Source organism: Methylobacterium sp. 285MFTsu5.1 (genome assembly GCF_000383455.1).
Taxonomy (GTDB): Bacteria; Pseudomonadota; Alphaproteobacteria; order Rhizobiales; family Beijerinckiaceae; genus Methylobacterium.
Genome location: NZ_KB911281.1, coordinates 86,366 through 105,291, shown reverse-complemented (window position 1 = coordinate 105,291; position 18,926 = coordinate 86,366). Strand labels below are relative to the sequence as shown.

The following is an 18,926-nucleotide window of genomic DNA, read 5'->3' as shown; positions in this document are numbered from 1 at the left end:
GAGCCGTCCTCACTGCGCCTGACGGCGCCGGTGCCGACGACCGCCCTCCGCTGTCCCTTGGGAATCCGCCGCCGCGTCGGCCGGCGCGGCGGGCTTCACCTCCCCCTTGCCGTCAGCCTTGCCGTCCGGCTTCGCCGCCGCGGCCTTGCCGTCGCCGGCGACCGCCGGCGCGCCCTCGGTGATGCGCACCGGCGCGCCGTCCTTCAGCCGGTCGGTGCCGTCCGTGACGACGCGGTCACCCGGGTTCAGCCCGGAGACCACCACCGTGTGGGTCCCGTCAGTCTCGCCGGTCTTGATCGGCCGGACCGTGACCTTGCTGTCCCCGTCCATCAGGTAGACGTAGGTGCCGGGCGTGCCCTGGAGCAGGCTGGAATTCGGCACCAGCGTCGCGCCCCGCACCGTGTCGACGGTCAGCTTGGCGTTGACGAACTGGTTCGGGAACAGCTCCTCGTCGGAATTGTCGAACAGCGCGCGCAGCTTCACCGTGCCGGTGGTCGTGTCGATCTGGTTGTCGACCGTGTCGAGGCGGCCGGTGGCGATCTCGTGGGCGTCGCCGCGGTCGTAGGCCCGCACGGTGAGCTTCGCGCCCGCCCGCACCTGCCGCATCACCCGCGACACGTCGTCTTCCGGCAGGGTGAACACCACCGAGATCGGGTGGAGCTGGGTCACCACCACGATCGCCGTGGAGGCGGCCGAGATGTAGTTGCCCTGGTCGACTTGGCGCAGGCCGACGCGGCCGTCCACCGGCGAGACGATGTGCGTGTAGGCGATGTTGAGCTTCTGCTGGTCGACGAGCGCCTGGTCGGCCGCGACCGTGCCCTCGTTCTGCTTCACCAGGGCGGCCTGCGTGTCGACGTTCTGCTTCGAGATCGAGTCCTGCCGGTTCAGCGTCTGGTAGCGCTGCAGGTCGAGCTTCGAGTTCTGGAGCAGCGCCTGGTCGCGGGCGAGCTGGCCCTGGTACTGCGCGAGCAGCGCCTCGTAGGGGCGGGAATCGATCCGGGCGAGCTCGTCGCCCGCCTTCACGTTCTGGCCCTCCCGGAACTGCACCTGCGTGAGGTAGCCGCTGATCTGCGACTTCACCGTCACGGTGGCGAGCGGCGTCACGGTACCGAGGCCCTGCAGCACCACCGGCATGTCGCCGGTCGTGGCGCTGGCGATGCCCACCGCCTGCGGCATGTCGGCCCCGCCGCGCCGGCCGCCGTGGCCGCCGGTGTGATGCGCCGTCGCCGGCTCGGCACCCTTGCCGGTGCGGGCCTCGTACCAGCGGTGGCCGATCGCCCCGGCGCCGGCGAGCAGCACCAGGAACACGAGCCAGCGGATCGGGCGGAAGCGCCGCGTCCGGACCTCGCGCGCGGGCGCCTCGCCGGGCTGGTAGGCGCGGGCCGTGTCGGTCCGGATCGGTGAACTCTCGTTCATGCCTGACTAGAGCACAGGACGGTCGTCTGCGCGACCGGCGGCACCCTATCCCTCGCTGTCCAAGCCCCCATGCCGCCCCCGGAACGCCGCGTCCCGGAAGCCCGTCCTGAAGCCGCCCGGTCCCGCGGGACCCGACGGCTCCGATCCCGTGTACGGGAGCGTAAGCCCATAAAGCTGTCCGGGCCCCGAACGGCTCCTTACCGCGGCGTCATGGACACCCGCGGCCGCGCCGCTCGCGCACCTCGCGGCGCCCTCCACCGGTGCCCGGCCAATGCGCCGTCACTAGGGCGGCGACGTTTCACTCGTGTTGCTGGGGCCCGCCGGACGCGTCCGGTACCGCATAAGCGCGCAGCACCGCCCGGAACGCGGGATCGACCGGGGTGACGGCCACGGCGCGGCGCAGGCCGAGTCCGAGGCCGCCGATCAGCAGCGCCAGCACCAGGCAGCCGAGGAACGCGCGTGAGGAGGGCCGCATCGTCGTATCCGGTGGCCGACCCAGCGAGCGGGGCGTGAGCGGGTGCGGCCGCGTCCGGACATGCCGAAAGGGCCACCGACCCGCAAGTCGATGACCCTTCTGGGGACCGGAGCGGCGCCCCGCTGACGGAGCGAGGGGGCGAAGCTCCGTCGGCGTGTGCGCCGCTCCGGCCGTGATCCGAACCTAAGAGACGGGTGATGAATGTCAACATTCGTCAGCCGGCCCCGGCGCGCCGGAGACCGGGTCTGTGCGACCGCGCACATTCCGCAACGCGCGACGGCCATGTTACAGGCCGGCGATGCCGAGACCCGCCATGCCGACTCTCTCGATGCCCGGCGCCGCGTGCCGTACCCCGTGCCGCGCCGCATGAGGTCCGCCGTCATCAACCCCGTCTTCGACGCGCTGCCCACGACCGTGTTCGAGACCATGTCGCGTCTCGCGCGGGTCCACGGTGCGATCAATCTCGGCCAGGGATTCCCGGACGACGCCGGGCCGGCGGATGTCCGCGAGCGGGGCGCGCGGGCGCTCCTGGACGGCTGGAACCAGTACCCGCCGATGATGGGCCTGCCGGCCCTGCGCGAGGCGGTCGCCGCCCATTACGCGCAGCACCAGGGCCTCGTCCTCGACCCGGAGACCGAGGTGATGGTCACCTCCGGGGCGACCGAGGCCCTGGCCGGCGCGCTCCTGGCGCTGATCGAGCCCGGCGACGAGGTCGTGCTGTTCGCGCCCATGTACGACGCCTACCTGCCCCTGGTCCGGCGGGCGGGCGGCGTGCCGCGGGTCGTGGCGCTCCGGCCCCCGGACTTCCGCCTCGACGAGGCCGCGCTCGCGGAGGCTTTCGGGGCGCGGACCCGGGTCGTGGTGCTGAACAACCCCCTCAACCCGAGCGCCACCCTGTTCGCGCCCGAGGACCTCGACCTGCTCGCCCGCTACTGCCAGCGCTTCGACGTGACCGCCCTCTGCGACGAGGTCTGGGAGCACGTGGTGTTCGACGGCGCGCGCCACCGGCCGCTGATGGCGCTGCCCGGGATGCGGGAGCGGACCGTCAAGATCGGCTCGGCCGGAAAGATCTTCTCCCTCACCGGCTGGAAGGTCGGCTTCGTGATGGCCGATGCCCGGCTGATGCGCGGGCTCGCCAAGGCGCACCAGTTCCTGACCTTCACGACGCCCCCGAACCTCCAGGAGGCGGTGGCCTACGGGCTGGGCAAGCCGGCCCCGTGGTTCGAGGCGATGCGGGCCGGCTACGCCCGGTCCCGCGACAGGCTCGCGGACGGCCTGCGCGGCCTCGGCTTCACCGTACTGCCGGCCCGGGCCACGTGGTTCCTCAACATCGACATCACCGCCCGCGGCCACGCCGACGACGTGGCCTTCTGCGAGGCCCTGGTCACCCGTCACGGCGTCGCGGCGATCCCCGTGAGCGCCTTCTACCCGGACGCCTCCGTGCGCGGCCTCGTCCGGCTCTGCTTCGCCAAGGACGACGCGACCCTGGATGCGGCGCTCGACCGCATGCGCGGGCTCCCGGGGGCCGGGGCATGAGGGTCGGCTCGAGGGACGGTATGACGGGCAGCAGGACGGGCATCACGGCGGACCGCACGCGCCGAGCGGGCGCCGTCCTTGCGGGGATCCCGGTGGGGGGCCACATCGTTGGGGACGATGGCTTCCCGACGGATCCCGACCATGGACTTCACCCAGGCTGCCCAGGCCGGGCGTTTCGCCCGTGCCGAGACCTTCCCCGGAGGCGAGACCCGCGCCGGCACCCGGCCCCCCTACCTGTCGGCGGATCTCGGACGGGAGGCGAGCCTCGCCCGGCTGGAGACGCTGGCCCACCTGATGGACACCGCCTTCGTCATCCCGGGCATCAACCGGCGGGTCGGGTTCGACGCGCTGATCGGCCTCGTGCCGGTGATCGGCGACCTGGCCGGCATGGTGATCTCGTCCTTCATCGTCTACGAGGCGAAGCGCCTCGGGGCGCCGCGCTGGCTGGTGGCCCGGATGGGCCTGAACGTGGCCTTCGACGGGCTGATCGGCGCCGTGCCGGTGGCGGGCGACCTGTTCGACGCCGCCTTCAAGGCCAACCGCCGCAACGTCCGGCTGCTGCGCCGCTGGCTGGAGCGCAGCGGCAACCTGCGTCCCACCGAGATCGACGGCACCGCGACCCGGCTCGACGGCTGAGCGTTCCCGGCCTCCGTCCCGCGGCCGACCGGTCGCGGGGCCGCCCGGATATCGGGGCGGCCGGCGCGCGCGCGACGCGGCTCGGGAGGCAGCACGGATGAACGAGGTCACGCGTCCCGGCGACAGCGAGGTCGTGCCCGCGCCGATGCCCGGCGCCCAGCCGCTGGTCCTGCGGCCGGACGAGGGCGCGCCGCCGCCGGTCCTGCCCGGGGCCGTCGGCCGGCGCGCCCGGCTGTCGCCGCTCAACCGGCGCCGCCTCGACAATTTCCGCCGCAACCGGCTCGGCTACGGATCGTTCGTGATCTTCACGGTCCTGTTCGTGCTCAGCCTGTTCGCGGAGTTCATCGCCAACGACCGCCCGATCGTGATGTCCTACAAGGGCGAGTGGCTGGTCCCGGTCTTGGTCGACTATCCGGAGGAGAAGTTCGGCGGCTTCCTCGCCACGACCGACTACCGCTCCCCCGAGATCCGCCGGGAGATCGCGGCGAACGGCTGGGCGTTGTGGCCGCCGATCCCGTACGCGTACGACACGATCAACGAGGACCTGCCGACGCCGTCGCCGTCGCCGCCGACCTGGATGCTCACGGACGCACAGTGCAAGCCCGTCGCCGAGAAGCTCGGCGGCTCGACCTGCGCGGACATTCCCCAGCACTGGCTCGGCACCGACAACACCACGCGGGACGTGCTGGCGCGGGTGATCTACGGCTTCCGCATCTCGGTCCTGTTCGGTCTGATCCTGGCCGCGGTCTCGTCGGTGATCGGGGTCATCGCGGGGGCCGTGCAGGGCTATTTCGGCGGCTGGGTCGATCTCGCCTTCCAGCGCTTCATCGAGGTCTGGGGCGGCATCCCGACCCTCTACCTGATCATCATCATCTCGGCCTTCATCGCCCCGGGCTTCTTCGTCTTGCTCGGGATCATGCTGCTGTTCTCCTGGGTCGCGCTGGTGAGCGTGGTGCGCGCCGAGTTCCTGCGGGCGCGGAACTTCGAGTATGTCCGGGCGGCCCGGGCGCTGGGGCTGTCGAATATCCGGATCATGACGGTCCACCTGCTGCCGAACGCCATGGTGGCGACGCTGACCTTCCTGCCGTTCATCCTGAACGGCTCGATCACCACCCTGACCTCGCTCGACTTCCTCGGCTTCGGCCTGCCGCCGGGCTCGCCGTCCCTCGGAGAGCTTCTCGCGCAGGGCAAGGACAATCTGACCGCGCCGTGGCTCGGATTGACCGGTTTCCTGGTCATCGCCGTGATGTTGAGCCTGCTCGTCTTCGCCGGCGAGGCCGTGCGGGACGCCTTCGATCCGCGCAAGACTTTCGCCTGAGGCCGCGCGGGTTGCGAAAATGACGCAGGGCCTCGCCCCGCGCTCGCACAACTGTACGAAGATTGCGCATTGTGCCCGCACGACCGGGCGGCAATCGTATACGACCGTCTAGAGCCGGCCCCTGACCCGGGGGTAAAGGTCTCTGCCGGCTGCGAAAACCCGCTTCGAGGAAGCGACTAGCATTCGCCGGGCGGACACCGATAAAGCCTCTCAGAAGTGTCCATTAAGTGGCGCCAATGCAACCATACCCTGTAAGCCTCGCCGCGTGATGCAGAGTTAGACTTCGGTCTCATCACAGATAATTGTATGGCGCGGCTTGCATTTTTCGGACGCTGACTTAACTCGCGAAAGTGGGGATCCCATCAGGCATTTGTGCTGAGGAACGAGAGAATGTCAGAAGCTGCGCCGACATCGCAATTGGATTTCATCGAGCGGACCGTGGACGTCGTCGCGGCCTACGTTTCCAACAACTCGCTGCCCTCGGCCGAATTGCCGGCCCTGATCGCGAGCATCCACGAGGCGCTGAACACGATCGGGGCCGGCCCCGTCGCTCCGGCGACCGAGAGCGTCGAGCGGCCGACGCCCGCCCAGATCCGCAAGTCGATCCGCCCCGACGGGCTGGTCAGCTTCATCGACGGGAAGTCGTACAAGACGCTGAAGCGTCACCTGACCAAGCACGGTCTCGATCCGCAGACCTACCGCGAGCGCTACGGCCTGCCGGCCGATTACCCGACCACTTCGGCGAACTACTCGGCGCAGCGCTCGGCGCTCGCCAAGAGCCTCGGCCTCGGCCAGCCGGGCCGGTCCCCGGCGTCCGACAAGGCCGCCGCCGAGGAGGAGGCTGCCGCCTCCGCCCCCGCCTCCGGTCGCCGCAAGACCGCCGCGACCAAGACCCGGGCGAGCCGCAAGGTCGAGGCCGCCTGAGCGCGGCCGCGAGGCCCGGACGGGGGCGGGCGATCGGAGACGATCGCACCCGCACCGGTCCGGACTTGTTCGCCAGACCTCTTGGCCGGGCTCTCGGCCAAGCTCTCGGCCGGACCCCGCGCGCGGCGCGGCTCAGGCCGCGAGGCGCCCGTCCAGCGGGAACACCTTGGCGGGGTTCAGCATCCAGTCCGGATCGAACACCGCCTTGACCCGCATCTGCTGCTCGAGATCGACCTGGTCGTACTGGAAGCGCATCAACTCGCGCTTCTCGATGCCGACCCCGTGCTCGCCGGTGAGGCAGCCGCCGACCTCGACGCAGAGCTTCAGGATCTCGTCGCCCGCGGCCTCGGCCTTCTGCAATTCGCCGGGCGTGTTGATGTCGAACAGGATCAGCGGGTGCAGGTTGCCGTCGCCCGCGTGGAACACGTTGGCGACGCGCAGGCCCTTCTCGGCGCAGATGGCGCCGATCCGCTCCAGCACCGGCCCGAGCTGGCCGGTGGGGATCGTCCCGTCCATGCAGATGTAGTCGGAGATCCGGCCGGTGGCGCCGAAGGCCGACTTGCGGCCCTTCCAGATCGCGGCCGATTCCGCCTCCGAGCGCGAGACGCGCAGGCTGGTCGGGCGGAAATCCCGGGCGATCGTCTCGATCCGGGCCAGCATCGCGTCGCACTCGGCGTCCGAGCCCTCGACCTCGATGATCAGCATCGCCTCGGCGTCGCGCGGGTAGCCGGCCTGGGCGAAGTCCTCGGTGATGAGGATCGCCTCGCGGTCCATGTACTCGATCGCCACCGGGATGATCCCGGCCGCGATGATCGCCGCGACGCAGTCGCCCGCATCCTCGACCTTCGAGAAGCCGACCAGCACCGGGCGCGCGCCCTCGGCGGCGCGCAGGATCCGCACGGTCGCCTCGGTGACGATGCCGAGCTGCCCCTCCGAGCCGCAGACGAGGCCGAGCAGGTCGTAGCCGCCGCTGTCGAGGTGCTGGCCGCCGATCTCCACCACGGTGCCGTCATTGAGCACCAGGGTGACGCCGAGCAGGTTGTTGGTGGTCACGCCGTATTTCAGGCAGTGCGCGCCGCCCGAATTCATCGCGATGTTTCCGGCGATCGTGCAGGCGAGCTGGCTCGACGGGTCGGGAGCGTAGAAGAAGCCCTCGTGGCTGACCGCCCCGGAGATCGCCAGGTTGGTGATGCCGCTCTGCACCCGGGCCGTGCGGTTGGCGAAGTCCATGTCGAGGACCTGGGTCATCTTGCCGACGCCGAGGATGATCGCGTCGGCCTGCGCGATGGCGCCGCCCGCGAGCGAGGTGCCGGCGCCCCGGGGCACGACCCGCACGCCGTTGGCGTGGCAGTAGGCCATCACGGCGGCGACCTCCGCGGTGGTGGAGGGCAGCACCACGGCGAGCGGCATCTGCCGGTAGGCGGTGAGCCCGTCGGTCTCGAAGGCCCGGCGCTCGTCCTCGCTGACCACCAGCGCCTCCGGCGCGACCAGGGGTGCGAGGCCGGCCAGGATCGCCTCGCGGCGGGCGAGGATCGCGGGATCGGGGTCGGGGAAGCGGATGGTCATGGGGCTCTTGCCCTCCTGGGGCCCGCGGCGCGGGACGGCGCGCGGGATGGCGTGCCGGGAGCATGGACCCCGGCGGCCGCGCCTTCAACCGGCGTGCGGCGCTGCGTCGTCCCCGCGTCACATTTCAACCACGACGGCTGCCTAGCGTCGCCGGAGACGCCTCGCTGCGCCGCTCCCCGATTCCGGCCCCCGGTGCCGGATCCGGTCGACGGGTCAAGAACGGACACGATGAACGCTCCCGCCTCCAGCGCCCTGCGCGACGACCGCTACGACGCGCCGTCGGCGCATCTCGCCACCACCCGCGACCTCGGGATCCGCAGCCTCCAACTCGGCATCGCGGCCCTGCAGGAGGCGAGCGCGGCCTTCCAGGGCCGGCTCGGCGCGGCCTTCGAGGAGGCGGTGCAGACCATCCTGCAGAGCAAGGGCCGCGTCATCGTCAGCGGCATCGGCAAGAGCGGGCATGTCGGGCGCAAGATCGCCGCGACGCTGGCCTCCACCGGCACGCACGCCTTCTTCGTCCACCCGACCGAGGCGAGCCACGGCGACCTCGGGATGATCGCCCGGGACGACGTCATCATCGCGCTGTCGTGGTCGGGGGAGACCGCGGAACTGTCCGACCTGGTCGGCTTCAGCCGCCGGTTCTCGATCCCTCTGGTGGCGATCACCCGCAACGGCGAGAGCACCCTGGGCAAGGCCGCCGACGTGCTGCTGGAACTGCCCCGCGTGCGGGAATCCTGCCCGCACGACCTCGCGCCGACCTCCTCCAGCCTGATCCAGCTGGCGCTGGGCGACGCCCTGGCGGTGGCGCTCCTGGAGCGGCGCGGCTTCACCTCGGCGCGCTTCCACACCCTGCATCCGGGCGGCACCCTCGCGGCCCGCCTCAGGACCGTGCAGCAGGTGATGCACGGGCCCCAGGACATGCCGCTGGTGCACGAGACCGCCCTCATGTCCGAGGTGATGATCGAGATCGCGGCGCGGCGCTACGGCTGCGTCGGCGTCACGGACGCGGCCGGGCGCCTCGTCGGCATCGTCACGGACGGCGACCTGCGCCGCCACATGGGTCCGACGCTCCTCGACACGCCGGTCTCGACCGTCATGACCCGCGACCCGGTGACCGTGGAGCCGCACAAGCTGGCCCAGGCCGCGCTGGAGCTGATGAACCGCCGGCTGATCACGGCGGTCTTCGCCGTCACCGACGGCCGGCCGGTCGGCATCGTGCACGTCCACGACCTGCTGCGCGTCGGCATCGCCTGAGGCCGTCGGGACCCGGCAGGGTCCGATCCGCGCCCGCATCCCGCGAGGCCTCCGCGCCTCGGGACGGGGCCGGCGGGTACGGCGACCGGGCGCCCCTCACAGCCGGGCCAGCAGCTCCGTCTTCTTGGTCGCGAACTCCGCGTCGGTGAGCACGCCGCGCGCGTGCAGGTCGGCCAGCCGCTCGATGGTCGCGAGGATCGCGTCCGGAGACGACCGGTCCGGGGCCGCCGAAGGGGCAGCCGCAGCGGCCTGCGAAGCGGCGGGGGCGGCCTTCGCCGGGATCTCGGCCGAGTCCGCTCGGCCCGGGTCCGCTTGGCGCGGCGCCGCGACCTCCGCCTCGATCCGGCGCAGGCGGTCGAGGGCGACGGCCCCGGACGGTCCCGTGAAGCCGAGGCTGCCGTTCGCCTGGGAAACGCCGGTGATGCGGTGCTCGCCGGTATCGTACAGCGCGACCCCGGACCCCGCGTCGACGGCGAGCCGCCGGCTGTCCGGGAAATAGGCGTAGCGCAGCCCGTCCTGCGCGCCGGTGCTGGCCGGATCCCCGAGGCCGGCCAGCCACCACTCGCCGCCGCCGCGCCGCGCCGCGGGCGCGGCCTCCGAGAAGCCCCCCGCGGGGAGCGCCCCGGCCAGCTCGGTGCAGAGCGCGTCGACCCGCGCCTTCAGCGCGTCGTCGAACATCCGGCCGACCATCACCATCCCGCCGGAAAACCACTGCCCCATCCCGCCGAGATCGGGATGGTCGAACTGCGCCATCGTGCCGTGGCCACGCTCGAGGGCCCGGACCAGGTGGCGCACCGCGTCCGGGCTGACCCCGTGGCGGTCGGCGACGGTCTGCAGCCCGGGGACGGGGTCGAACGGCCCGTCATCCCGGAACGGGTCGGACGCGGCGGTGTCGGACGGATCCATGAGCCAGCTCCCGAAGCGTCGGAGGGCGGACAGGAGGCGCGCGGCGGCGGCCCCCTGCCGGCCCGGGTCGAGCCCGTGGGCCTGCGCCCACGGACCTGCGACGGCGTCGCGATGCGGAGCCAATCCCCGGCCGTCCGAGCGGGTTCCGGCCCGTCTCAGCCGGCGGCCTGCGGGAACGGTCCCGCGATGGTGAAGTCGGTGATCGGCCGGCGGCCGTTCGGGGTCTCGCGGGGCCGCTGCTCCTCGGTGAGGTCCGCCTCGGGCGTCTTGCGGCCGACCGCGAAGGCGGCCTCGATCCGGTGGTTCTCGGGCAGACGCAGCACCGCGGGCGCGCGGACGTGGTCGAACCCGACCATGCCGTGGGCGTGCCAGCCCTGGTGGATCGCCTGGAGCTGGAAGGCCAGCGAGGCGGTGCCGGCGTCGAAGGAGTGGCTGTAGGAGGGCTTCAGCTCGTCGCCGACCTTCATGAGCCCGTTCGAGACGAGGAACAGGATCGCGCCGGTGCCGGACACCCATTTCTGATTGCCGGGCACCAGCAAGTCGAAGAACGTGTCCCAGTGGGCGTCGCCCCGGAGCGCGTAGAGGAAGCGCCAGGGCTGCGAGTTGTAGGCGGAGGGCGACCAGCGCGCCGCCTCGATCATCCGCATCAGCTCGGATTCGGGCACGGCCTCGCCCGTGAAGGCGCGGGGCGAGTGCCGCTTCACGAAGACCGGATCGATGTCGTGGTCGGCGCGGCGGGGCGGGGGCAGGCTCAAGGGATTCGTCTCCGATAGGCGCGAGCGCCCGGGCGGCCGAGCTTGCCCGAAAGGCCGGGCTGGAGGCAAACGCGGGATCGCCCCGGCCGCCGTGACGGTCGCGAAGGGCTCGAGCGGTTGCCCGGCGGGATCTTCGGAGCGCTGCCGTCTTTGCGAGCGGAGCGAAGCAATCCAGGCAGCGCCACGACTGTCGATGTCGCGTCGCCCTGGGTCACTTCGCTACGCTCGTGAAGACGATGCAGGCCGCCCGATGGCCGCCGCCGCTCCGGTAACGATCTCGGCCCCCCGTCACGCCACGCTGCGCTCGATCTCCTCCTCGTCGCAGATCACGCCGGCATTGCCCTCGAACTCGGCCGCGAGGTCGACGGGGGCGTGGGTCGGCGCCGGCGAGACCCGGTCGCGGGCGAAGGTCGCCAGGAACAGGCGCATGACGTGGCGCACGCCCGCGTCGTTGATGGTGCGCTGGTCCTCGTTGTAGTAGCGCCCGGCATTCACGTTGCTCGTGACGATGTCGTAGGCGGGGAAGTAGACCGCCCGCGGGTCGCCGCGGCCGACCACCTCGCCGGCCGCCACCCGCAGCACCGACTTGGAGTAGCTGTTCGACTCCATCACGTGCCGGTCCATGTAGGTGGCGATCATCGGCACCGGCGAGACCGTGAAGATCACCCGCGCCTTCGGATTCACGCTCCAGAGCCGGTCGAGGAAGCCGTTGAGGTCACCGAGCACCTCGCCCGCGCCGGCATTCACGCACTCGTAGAGCGCGGGGTCGAACGTGCCGCCCGCGACACCGGGGGCGAGCGGCAGCGCCGCGCCGTCGGCCCGCCAGCGCCAGCCCTCGGTGAGGCCGAGCGTCAGCACGAACACGTCGAGCGTCTCGAACAGACGGCGCACCTCGGCGAGGTGCGCGTCGCGCGCCGCGACCACCTCGGCCTCGCTGGCGAAGCCCGCCGGCTCGACGGTCGGGCGGAACGGGTCGACGTAGCGACCGTCGTCGCGCAGCCACGCCTTCAGTTCCGGCTCGAACGTGCCGTAGGCCCGGTCGAACAGCTGCACGAACTGGCGCGTGTAGTAGAGGTTGCCGTAGCGCGCCGAGAACGTGCCGAACTGGCGGGCATTGGCCTCCTCGGCGCTCATGCCGGGGGTCGGCGGCTCGGTCAGGTAGTAGTTGAACCCGGCGCCGCGCACCGCCTCGGCCACCCGCTGGGCGAAGCACGAGCCGCCGGTGGCGACCTTGTCGGTCGGTCCGATCACGAACGTGTCCTTCGGGTGCGGATTGACCGCGAAGGGCGGCACGTTGGTGACGACCTTGCGCCAGAATCGCTCGGCCGGTAGACCCGTATACGGATTCAACGCCATCTTCGAACCCTCTTCTTCACGACGGCGGCAGGCCCTCGGGGGCGCTGTTCCGTCCGCTGACACCGGCACGCGACGTGGCCCTGAACGACCTGCCCCGGCGCGCCCGCAGCGCGTTCACCCGCTCGGCGCCCGATTGGACGCCTACCCGTTGGGCCCCCACCTGGGCGACACCATGGCGGAACCGCGCCCGCACCGCCACGACCCGTGACGGGCCGAGCATCGCGGTGCTGGGCAATTGCCAGGCCCGGGGCATCGCCCGGGCCATGCGCCTGCTCGCGCCGAAGAGCCCGGTCCGTTACCTGCCCATGGGCTCGCTGAAGCGAGACCACGGCCATGTCGACGGCTTGATCCGGACCCTGCGCGCCCACGACCACGTCTTCTCGCAGGCCTTCCCGGCCGGGCTGATCCCCGGCGGCGACGCCGCCACTGTGCGCGCGGCCGACCCGCGGCTCAAGCTGTTCCCGTCGATCGTGTTCTCGGCCTTCCACCCGGACATGGTCTATGTCGGGCAGGCCTCGGACCTCGCCGCGCTGAAGCTGACGCCGTCGCCGCTGGGCCAGTACCACTCGGCGATCGTCGTCACCGCCCACCGGCTCGGCCTCGATGCTGGCCGCACGGCCGCCCTGTTCCGCGAGGACGTGTTCGCCCGCCTGGGCTACCTCGACCACTGGGACCCGGCGGTGCGCGAGCTCGTCGGCGCGGCCGACGCCCTGGGTTTCGGGCTGGAGCGCGAGGTGACCCGCTGGGCGCGCCGCGGCGCCTTCATGCACCTGATGAACCATCCCAAGGTCCACGTCCTCGGCGACATCGCGAGGCGGCTGCTGCAGGAGAACGGGCTCACGCCCGAGCCCGTGGAGATCGAGGATTACCTCGGCGACGAGCTGGCCCAGGACGTGGTCTGGCCGATCTACCCGCCCATCGCTGAGCATTTCGGCCTGACCGGCTCGTACCTGTTCAAGACCAAGCCGCGGGGCGACGACTTCCCGGTGCTCTACGACCTGCCGGGCTTCGTCGCGGCGAGCTTCGCCCTCTACGACGCGATGCCCCCCGGGGATCTCGCCTGCCCGCGGGTCGAGGCGTGGCTCGCCGCGCCGGAGATCGTCGCGCTGTTCCGGGGCGGCTGAGGCCGCCTCCGCGACCCGGGGCGTCCGGCCGGCAGACCCGTCGCTGCGCCCGCGATGACGGACCGGCTGGGATGGGTCCGTGACTCAGCCCGCCGCGCAGAGCCGGCTCTCGGAGCCGGCCTCGCCCAGGCCCTCGACCATCATCCGGACCAGGCGGTTAACCTCCTGCATCTGGAAGGGCTTGCGCAGGAACAGGCTGCCCGGCACGCCGCTGCGGCCGTGCGTGTCCGTCGAGGTGTAGACCACCGGCCGGTCCGGATGGATCGCCCGGAAGGCGTGGGCCACCGTCCAGCCGTCGATCAGCCCGGGCAGGTGGATGTCGGTGAACAGCCAGTCGATCGCCGCACCCCGGTCGCGCAGGACGGTCAGCGCAGCCTCGCCCGTCGAGGCTTCGATCACCCGGATGCCGTGCGTCTCGCACAGGCTCGCGACGATCTCGAGGAGCAGGTAGCTGTCCTCGACGATGAGGACGCTCTGGGCGGGGCGCATGCGGGAGGTCCGGTCTTCGGCCCGCCGATAAGGGACCGATAGGGTTGAGGATCTCTTAAAGCCCGGCCCGCGACCGTTACCGGCGGAGGCCCGGCGCCTGTTGCAGCGCCGCAACCGAGGCGGCCGAAATGGCGCGTCGCGGCCCGCCGCCCCGCCGCCGCCGCATTCCGGGCGCGTCCGGGTGCGTCAGCGCACGCCGTCGATCGGTGCGGACCGTCACCACGCTCCCGCGCCGCCCGGCGGAACCGTCGCTTAACCAACCCCGCCTACCAACGGCGCCAGGATTACGCGGACCCGCCTCGAAGACCAGCAGCCGGCCTTCGGCACCGCTCGAGGAGTTTTTCAGACCATGCCCCAGCGTTTCCGCGCCGCCGCCCTCGGCCTCGCACTCGTGGCCGCCCTCGGCCTGGGCGCCTGCAGCAACGACAAGGACCTCGCCGACGCCTCCGCCTTCGGGGCGGGCGCCGCCACCCCGGGCAGCGCGCAGGACTTCGTCGTCAATATCGGCGACCGGGTCTTCTTCGAGTCGGACTCCACCGACCTGACGCCGACCGCGACCGCGACCCTCGACAAGCAGGCCGCGTGGCTGCAGCGCTACCCGCGCTACACCTTCATCATCGAGGGCCACGCCGACGAGCGCGGCACCCGCGAGTACAACTTCTCCCTCGGCGCCCGCCGGGCCCAGGCGGTGAACGACTACCTCGCCACCCGCGGCATCGCGGCGAGCCGGATGCGGACCGTGTCGTACGGCAAGGAGCGGCCGGTGGCGGTGTGCAACGACATCTCCTGCTGGTCGCAGAACCGCCGCGCGGTGATCGTCCTCGACCGCGGCGCCGGCGCGTAGGCCGCCGCGCGAACGACCCCGGAGGCGGCTCTCGGCCGCCGCCTCCGATCGATGCTCTCGATCACGGCCTTCGATCACTCCTTCGACCCGCGCCGCAGTTTTGCCGCGGTGCGGCGCATCTGATAGGGCCTCGCGCCGACACCGGACCGCAGCCGTACCATGCCCGCCCGCCTTCGCACCCGCCTCGCCCTCGCCACCGCCGTCGGTGCCGTGCTCCTCGCCCACCCGGCCGCCGCGCAGGACGCTTCGGAACTGGTGGTGCGCCTCGGCCGCATCGAGAACCAGTCCCGGATGATGGCCGGGCAGATCGAGACCCTCCAGTACGAGAACCGCCAGCTCAAGGAGCAGCTGCGCAAGTTCCAGGAGGACGTCGAGTACCGCCTGAACGAGGGCAAGGGCGGCAAACCCTCGGCCGCGCCCGCGCCGTCGGGGCCCGTCAACGGCGGCAATCCGGGCGCCGGCCGCCCCGGGAAGCGCGGCGACGCCTTTGACCCGTCGCAGGCCCCCGGCGCCCCGGGCGCCCCGATGCAGCTCGGCAGCACGCAGCCCTCCGCGCCGCTGCCGCCCCGCGAGGCTGAGGAGGCCGCCGAGGCGGCGCCCCGGCCGCAGCGCCTGCCCCAGGGCGCGCTCAACGAGTCCGGCGAGGACGACTCGGAGGCCGGGACCTCCGGTTACGACGAGCCCGTGGACCTGCGGCCGCCGGCCCGGACCGGGGCGATCCCGGCGCGGCCCTCCGAGAGCGTGGCGGCGACCCGGACCGGAGATCCGGCCGCCGATTTCGACGCCGCGGTCGAGCTGTACCGTGCCAAGCAGTACGAGCAGGCCGAGATGGGCCTGCGCCAGTTCATCCAGTCGCACCCGCGCGACAACCGCGTCGCCGGCGCGACCTACTGGCTCGGCGAGAGCTACCTCGCCCGCGGCCGCAACCGCGAGGCCGCCGAGCAGTTCCTGAAGGTCTCGACCGACTACGCCCGCTCCGCCCAGGCCCCCGACGCCATGCTGAAGCTCGGCGTCACGCTCAACGCGCTCGGCGCCCGCGAGCAGGCCTGCGCGACCCTGGCCGAGCTGGACCGGAAGTTCCCGAATGCCGGCACCGGCGTCCGCCAGGGCGTCGCCCGCGAGCAGAAGCGCGCCCGCTGCGGCGCCTGAGCGTCTCGGGCGCTCTGAGCGACTCGGGCGACTCGGGCGACTCGGGCAACCCGGTCCTCGGCGCCCTCCGCCCCTGGCTCGACCGGGCCGCGCGCGGCGGGCGGGGCGTGCTCCTCGCCGTCTCGGGCGGTCCCGATTCGAGCGCCCTGATGCACGCCGCCGCGTGCCTGCGCGACGCGACCGGCGCGTCCCTGCGCGTGGCGACCGTCGATCACGGCCTGCGGCCGGAATCCGGCGCGGAGGCCGAGGGCGTCGGCCGCGCCGCCCGGGCGCTGGACCTGCCCCACGCGACCCTGACCTGGACGGGCGCGAAGCCCGGCACCGGCCTGCAGGACGCGGCCCGCACCGCCCGCTACGCACTCCTCGCCGCCCATGCCGGGGCGGTCGGCGCCGGGCTCGTGCTGACGGGCCACACGCGGGATGACCAGGCCGAGACGGTGCTGATCCGGCTCGCGGCCGGCAGCGGCCCCGCGGGGCTCGCCGGCATGCGCGCCGAGCGGGACCTCGGTCCCGGCCTCACCCTCGGGCGCCCGTTCCTGCACCTGCCGAAGGCGAGCCTGGAGGCGTGGTGCGCGGCGCGCGGCATCGGGTATCTGCGCGATCCCGCCAACGGCGACCCGCGCTTCGCCCGCGGCCGCCTGCGCACGGCCTGGCCGGCCCTGGAGCGCGAGGGCCTGACCCGGGCGCGCCTCGCCCGGCTCGCCGAGCGCGCCGCCCGCGACGAGGCCGCGCTCCGGGGCGCGGCCGAGCAGGCCCTCGACGGGGCGCTCCGGCCCGGGTCGGAGACGGGCGCGGGCCTGCGCCTCGACGGGCGCGCCCTGGCGGCCCTGCCGGACGCCGTGGCCCTGCGCTGCCTGGATCTCGCCCTGGCCCGGGCCGGCGCGGCGCCGCGCCGCCTCGAGCGCCTCGAGTCCCTCGTCCTCGAATCGCTCCTGCCGGCCCTGCGCCGCCGGGAGCCGGTCCGCCGCACCCTCGCGGGGATCCTCGTCGCCGCCGACGCGGGCGGGGGCGTGAGCCTCGCCCCGGCGCCGCCACGCCGGCACGGACCCGCAGGTGCTGCCCTCGCCGCAGGGTCTCCCGACTTACTTGGCAAGGGAGAGCCCCCCGCCTACATTGGCGGAGTGTGCACGGATGGACCGGAATAGCCGCGTGGCGGGTCCGTCCTGGGGGTCGCACGCGCCAGGGATTGATCGATGAACCCGAATTTTCGCAACTTTGCCTTGTGGGTCGTCATCTTCCTGCTGGTGCTGGCCCTCGTCACCCTGTTCCAGAACCCGGGTCACCGGGGCGGCGGCAGCGAGATCGCCTACAGCCAGCTCCTGAACGACGCCGATGCCGGCAAGATCCAGTCGGTGGTGATCTCCGGGCAGGACGTGTCCGGCACCTACGTGGGCGGCGGCAACTTCACGAGCTACGCGCCCAACGACCCGAGCCTGGTCTCCAAGCTCCAGGGCAAGGGCGTGCAGATCACCGCCCGCCCGCCGTCCGACAACACCCCCTGGTTCATCCAGCTCCTCGTGAGCTGGCTGCCGATCCTCGTCTTCATCGGCGCCTGGATCTTCCTCTCGCGCCAGATGCAGTCCGGCGCCGGCCGCGCCATGGGCTTCGGCAAGTCGAAGGCCAAGCTCCTGAACGAGGCCCACGGCCGGGTGTCGTTCGACGACGTCGCCGGCGTCGAGGAGGCCAAGGAGGATCTCCAGGAGATCGTCGAGTTCCTGCGCGACCCGCAGAAGTTCCAGCGGCTCGGCGGCCGGATCCCGCGCGGCGTGCTGCTCGTCGGCCCGCCCGGCACCGGTAAGACCCTGATCGCCCGGGCGGTCGCGGGCGAGGCCAACGTGCCGTTCTTCACCATCTCGGGTTCCGACTTCGTCGAGATGTTCGTGGGCGTCGGCGCCAGCCGCGTGCGCGACATGTTCGAGCAGGCCAAGAAGAACGCGCCCTGCATCATCTTCATCGACGAGATCGACGCGGTCGGCCGCCACCGCGGCGCCGGCCTCGGCGGCGGCAACGACGAGCGCGAGCAGACCCTCAACCAGCTCCTCGTGGAGATGGACGGGTTCGAGGCCAATGAGGGCGTCATCATCATCGCGGCGACCAACCGCCCCGACGTGCTCGACCCGGCGCTGCTGCGTCCCGGCCGCTTCGACCGCCAGATCATGGTGCCGAACCCGGACGTCACCGGCCGCGAGCGCATCCTGCGTGTCCACGTCCGCAAGGTGCCGCTGGCCCCCGACGTCGACCTCAAGACCATCGCGCGCGGCACCCCGGGCTTCTCGGGCGCCGACTTGATGAACCTCGTCAACGAATCGGCGCTCCTCGCCGCTCGACGCGGAAAACGCATCGTGACGATGCACGAGTTCGAGGACGCCAAGGACAAGGTCATGATGGGCGCCGAGCGGCGCACCCTCGTGATGACCGAGGACGAGAAGCGGCTCACCGCCTACCACGAGGGCGGCCACGCCATCGTGGCGCTGAACGTCCCGGCCACCGACCCGGTGCACAAGGCGACCATCATCCCGCGCGGTCGGGCGCTGGGCATGGTCATGCAGCTGCCCGAGCGCGACAAGCTCTCCATGAGCTTCGAACAGATGACCTCGCGGCTGGCGATCATGATGGGCGGCCGCATCGCTGAGGAGATGATCTTCGGGCGCGAGAAGGTGACCTCGGGCGCGCAGTCGGACATCGAGCAGGCGACGCGGCTCGCCAAGATGATGGTGACCCGCTGGGGCTTCAGCCCCGAGCTCGGCACCGTCGCGTACGGCGACAACAACGACGAGGTCTTCCTCGGCATGTCGATGGGCCGGCAGCAATCGGTCTCCGAGTCGACCGCCCAGAAGATCGACGCCGAGGTCCGCCGCCTCGTGGAGACCGGCCTGGAGGAGGCGCGCCGCATCCTGGCCGAGCACAAGGACGACCTGGAGGCCCTGGCCCAGGGGCTCCTCGAGTACGAGACCCTCTCGGGCGAGGAGATCCGCAACCTGCTCAAGGGCCAGCCCCCGATCCGCGACGGCGGCGACGTGCCGCCGACCCCGGCCCGGGGCTCCTCGGTCCCCTCGGCGGGCCGCGGCCGGCCGAAGGAGAGCGACGGCGGCCTGGAGCCGCAGCCGCAGGCCTGAGGTCGCGGAATCGGACGAGCGAAGGGGGCGCCGCGAGGCGCCCTTTTTCGTTCCGTGCGGCC

General features: G+C 72.3%; 17 protein-coding genes. 10 read left to right on the top strand and 7 right to left on the bottom strand.

Annotated elements, in window-relative coordinates:
• Nucleotides 1–9 precede the first annotated feature (9 nt).
• Both H288_RS0118275 and H288_RS35675 read right to left on the bottom strand, forming a co-directional pair.
• Complete coding sequence (locus H288_RS0118275) at nucleotides 10–1,416, bottom strand: MdtA/MuxA family multidrug efflux RND transporter periplasmic adaptor subunit (RefSeq protein WP_020094025.1); 1,407 nt, start codon at nucleotides 1,414–1,416, stop codon at nucleotides 10–12.
• A 298-nt stretch (nucleotides 1,417–1,714) separates the two neighbouring features.
• The gene (locus H288_RS35675; RefSeq protein ID WP_020094024.1) at nucleotides 1,715–1,891 is read right to left on the bottom strand and encodes a hypothetical protein; all 177 of its coding nucleotides are present in this window, start codon (nucleotides 1,889–1,891) and stop codon (nucleotides 1,715–1,717) included.
• A 366-nt stretch (nucleotides 1,892–2,257) separates the two neighbouring features.
• Here H288_RS35675 and H288_RS0118265 point away from each other — a divergent pair, with 366 nt between their 5' ends.
• The 4 genes from H288_RS0118265 to H288_RS0118250 all read left to right on the top strand — a co-directional run bounded on the left by H288_RS0118265 (nucleotide 2,258) and on the right by H288_RS0118250 (nucleotide 6,305).
• Nucleotides 2,258–3,427 carry an aminotransferase gene (locus H288_RS0118265; protein WP_234081612.1) on the top strand — a complete coding sequence of 390 codons (1,170 nt, stop codon included), beginning with the start codon at nucleotides 2,258–2,260 and terminating at the stop codon, nucleotides 3,425–3,427.
• 141 nt (nucleotides 3,428–3,568) lie between these two features.
• On the top strand, nucleotides 3,569–4,063 hold the full coding sequence (locus tag H288_RS0118260; RefSeq protein WP_020094022.1) for a DUF4112 domain-containing protein: 495 nt from the start codon (nucleotides 3,569–3,571) through the stop codon (nucleotides 4,061–4,063).
• Between the two features lie 97 nt (nucleotides 4,064–4,160).
• Complete coding sequence (locus H288_RS0118255; RefSeq protein WP_020094021.1) at nucleotides 4,161–5,381, top strand: ABC transporter permease; 1,221 nt, start codon at nucleotides 4,161–4,163, stop codon at nucleotides 5,379–5,381.
• Between the two features lie 390 nt (nucleotides 5,382–5,771).
• Nucleotides 5,772–6,305, top strand: a complete 534-nt coding sequence (locus H288_RS0118250; protein ID WP_026605062.1) for a MucR family transcriptional regulator — start codon at nucleotides 5,772–5,774, stop codon at nucleotides 6,303–6,305.
• Nucleotides 6,306–6,437: 132 nt separating this feature from the next.
• Here H288_RS0118250 and H288_RS0118245 read toward each other — a convergent pair whose 3' ends face one another.
• Nucleotides 6,438–7,871 carry an FAD-linked oxidase C-terminal domain-containing protein gene (locus H288_RS0118245; protein WP_020094019.1) on the bottom strand — a complete coding sequence of 478 codons (1,434 nt, stop codon included), beginning with the start codon at nucleotides 7,869–7,871 and terminating at the stop codon, nucleotides 6,438–6,440.
• 228 nt (nucleotides 7,872–8,099) lie between these two features.
• Here H288_RS0118245 and H288_RS0118240 point away from each other — a divergent pair, with 228 nt between their 5' ends.
• Nucleotides 8,100–9,125 carry a KpsF/GutQ family sugar-phosphate isomerase gene (locus H288_RS0118240; RefSeq protein ID WP_020094018.1) on the top strand — a complete coding sequence of 342 codons (1,026 nt, stop codon included), beginning with the start codon at nucleotides 8,100–8,102 and terminating at the stop codon, nucleotides 9,123–9,125.
• Between the two features lie 96 nt (nucleotides 9,126–9,221).
• On the opposite strand, the gene H288_RS0118235 is transcribed toward H288_RS0118240, so the two are convergent.
• The 3 genes from H288_RS0118235 to H288_RS0118225 form a co-directional block, all read right to left on the bottom strand.
• Nucleotides 9,222–10,031, bottom strand: coding sequence for an SHOCT domain-containing protein (locus H288_RS0118235; protein WP_026605061.1), 810 nt, complete (start codon nucleotides 10,029–10,031; stop codon nucleotides 9,222–9,224).
• A 155-nt stretch (nucleotides 10,032–10,186) separates the two neighbouring features.
• Nucleotides 10,187–10,786, bottom strand: coding sequence for a nitroreductase family protein (locus H288_RS0118230; RefSeq protein ID WP_020094016.1), 600 nt, complete (start codon nucleotides 10,784–10,786; stop codon nucleotides 10,187–10,189).
• Nucleotides 10,787–11,074: 288 nt separating this feature from the next.
• Nucleotides 11,075–12,142: a GSCFA domain-containing protein gene (locus H288_RS0118225; RefSeq protein ID WP_042675851.1), complete on the bottom strand. Its 1,068-nt coding sequence runs from the start codon at nucleotides 12,140–12,142 to the stop codon at nucleotides 11,075–11,077.
• A 74-nt stretch (nucleotides 12,143–12,216) separates the two neighbouring features.
• On the opposite strand from H288_RS0118225, the gene H288_RS0118220 reads away from it, so the two are divergent.
• The gene (locus H288_RS0118220; RefSeq protein WP_026605060.1) at nucleotides 12,217–13,266 is read left to right on the top strand and encodes a WcbI family polysaccharide biosynthesis putative acetyltransferase; all 1,050 of its coding nucleotides are present in this window, start codon (nucleotides 12,217–12,219) and stop codon (nucleotides 13,264–13,266) included.
• 84 nt (nucleotides 13,267–13,350) lie between these two features.
• On the opposite strand, the gene H288_RS0118215 is transcribed toward H288_RS0118220, so the two are convergent.
• Nucleotides 13,351–13,755 carry a response regulator gene (locus H288_RS0118215; protein WP_020094013.1) on the bottom strand — a complete coding sequence of 135 codons (405 nt, stop codon included), beginning with the start codon at nucleotides 13,753–13,755 and terminating at the stop codon, nucleotides 13,351–13,353.
• A 349-nt stretch (nucleotides 13,756–14,104) separates the two neighbouring features.
• Between H288_RS0118215 and pal the strand changes: the two genes are divergently transcribed.
• The 4 genes from pal to ftsH all read left to right on the top strand — a co-directional run bounded on the left by pal (nucleotide 14,105) and on the right by ftsH (nucleotide 18,864).
• Nucleotides 14,105–14,599 (top strand): peptidoglycan-associated lipoprotein Pal, encoded by a 495-nt coding sequence (gene pal, locus H288_RS0118210; protein ID WP_012321252.1) that lies wholly within the window; start codon nucleotides 14,105–14,107, stop codon nucleotides 14,597–14,599.
• Between the two features lie 159 nt (nucleotides 14,600–14,758).
• Nucleotides 14,759–15,748, top strand: a complete 990-nt coding sequence (ybgF, locus tag H288_RS0118205) for a tol-pal system protein YbgF (RefSeq protein ID WP_020094012.1) — start codon at nucleotides 14,759–14,761, stop codon at nucleotides 15,746–15,748.
• A gap of 107 nt (nucleotides 15,749–15,855) precedes the next feature.
• Nucleotides 15,856–16,893: a tRNA lysidine(34) synthetase TilS gene (tilS, locus tag H288_RS0118200; RefSeq protein WP_020094011.1), complete on the top strand. Its 1,038-nt coding sequence runs from the start codon at nucleotides 15,856–15,858 to the stop codon at nucleotides 16,891–16,893.
• Between the two features lie 48 nt (nucleotides 16,894–16,941).
• Complete coding sequence (gene ftsH, locus H288_RS0118195; protein WP_012321255.1) at nucleotides 16,942–18,864, top strand: ATP-dependent zinc metalloprotease FtsH; 1,923 nt, start codon at nucleotides 16,942–16,944, stop codon at nucleotides 18,862–18,864.
• Nucleotides 18,865–18,926 lie beyond the last annotated feature (62 nt).

Excerpts from the sequence above, each read along its gene's own strand:
- H288_RS0118245 (WP_020094019.1), bottom strand. The coding sequence starts at position 7,871 with ATGACCATCCGCTTCCCCGACCCCGATCCCGCGATCCTCGCCCGCCGC.
- pal (WP_012321252.1), top strand. The coding sequence starts at position 14,105 with ATGCCCCAGCGTTTCCGCGCCGCCGCCCTCGGCCTCGCACTCGTGGCC.
- H288_RS0118255 (WP_020094021.1), top strand. The coding sequence starts at position 4,161 with ATGAACGAGGTCACGCGTCCCGGCGACAGCGAGGTCGTGCCCGCGCCG.
- H288_RS0118235 (WP_026605061.1), bottom strand. The coding sequence starts at position 10,031 with ATGGATCCGTCCGACACCGCCGCGTCCGACCCGTTCCGGGATGACGGG.
- H288_RS0118265 (WP_234081612.1), top strand. The coding sequence starts at position 2,258 with ATGAGGTCCGCCGTCATCAACCCCGTCTTCGACGCGCTGCCCACGACC.
- H288_RS0118275 (WP_020094025.1), bottom strand. The coding sequence starts at position 1,416 with ATGAACGAGAGTTCACCGATCCGGACCGACACGGCCCGCGCCTACCAG.
- H288_RS0118260 (WP_020094022.1), top strand. The coding sequence starts at position 3,569 with ATGGACTTCACCCAGGCTGCCCAGGCCGGGCGTTTCGCCCGTGCCGAG.
- H288_RS0118250 (WP_026605062.1), top strand. The coding sequence starts at position 5,772 with ATGTCAGAAGCTGCGCCGACATCGCAATTGGATTTCATCGAGCGGACC.
- H288_RS0118215 (WP_020094013.1), bottom strand. The coding sequence starts at position 13,755 with ATGCGCCCCGCCCAGAGCGTCCTCATCGTCGAGGACAGCTACCTGCTC.
- H288_RS0118240 (WP_020094018.1), top strand. The coding sequence starts at position 8,100 with ATGAACGCTCCCGCCTCCAGCGCCCTGCGCGACGACCGCTACGACGCG.
- ftsH (WP_012321255.1), top strand. The coding sequence starts at position 16,942 with ATGAACCCGAATTTTCGCAACTTTGCCTTGTGGGTCGTCATCTTCCTG.
- H288_RS35675 (WP_020094024.1), bottom strand. The coding sequence starts at position 1,891 with ATGCGGCCCTCCTCACGCGCGTTCCTCGGCTGCCTGGTGCTGGCGCTG.
- H288_RS0118225 (WP_042675851.1), bottom strand. The coding sequence starts at position 12,142 with ATGGCGTTGAATCCGTATACGGGTCTACCGGCCGAGCGATTCTGGCGC.
- ybgF (WP_020094012.1), top strand. The coding sequence starts at position 14,759 with ATGCCCGCCCGCCTTCGCACCCGCCTCGCCCTCGCCACCGCCGTCGGT.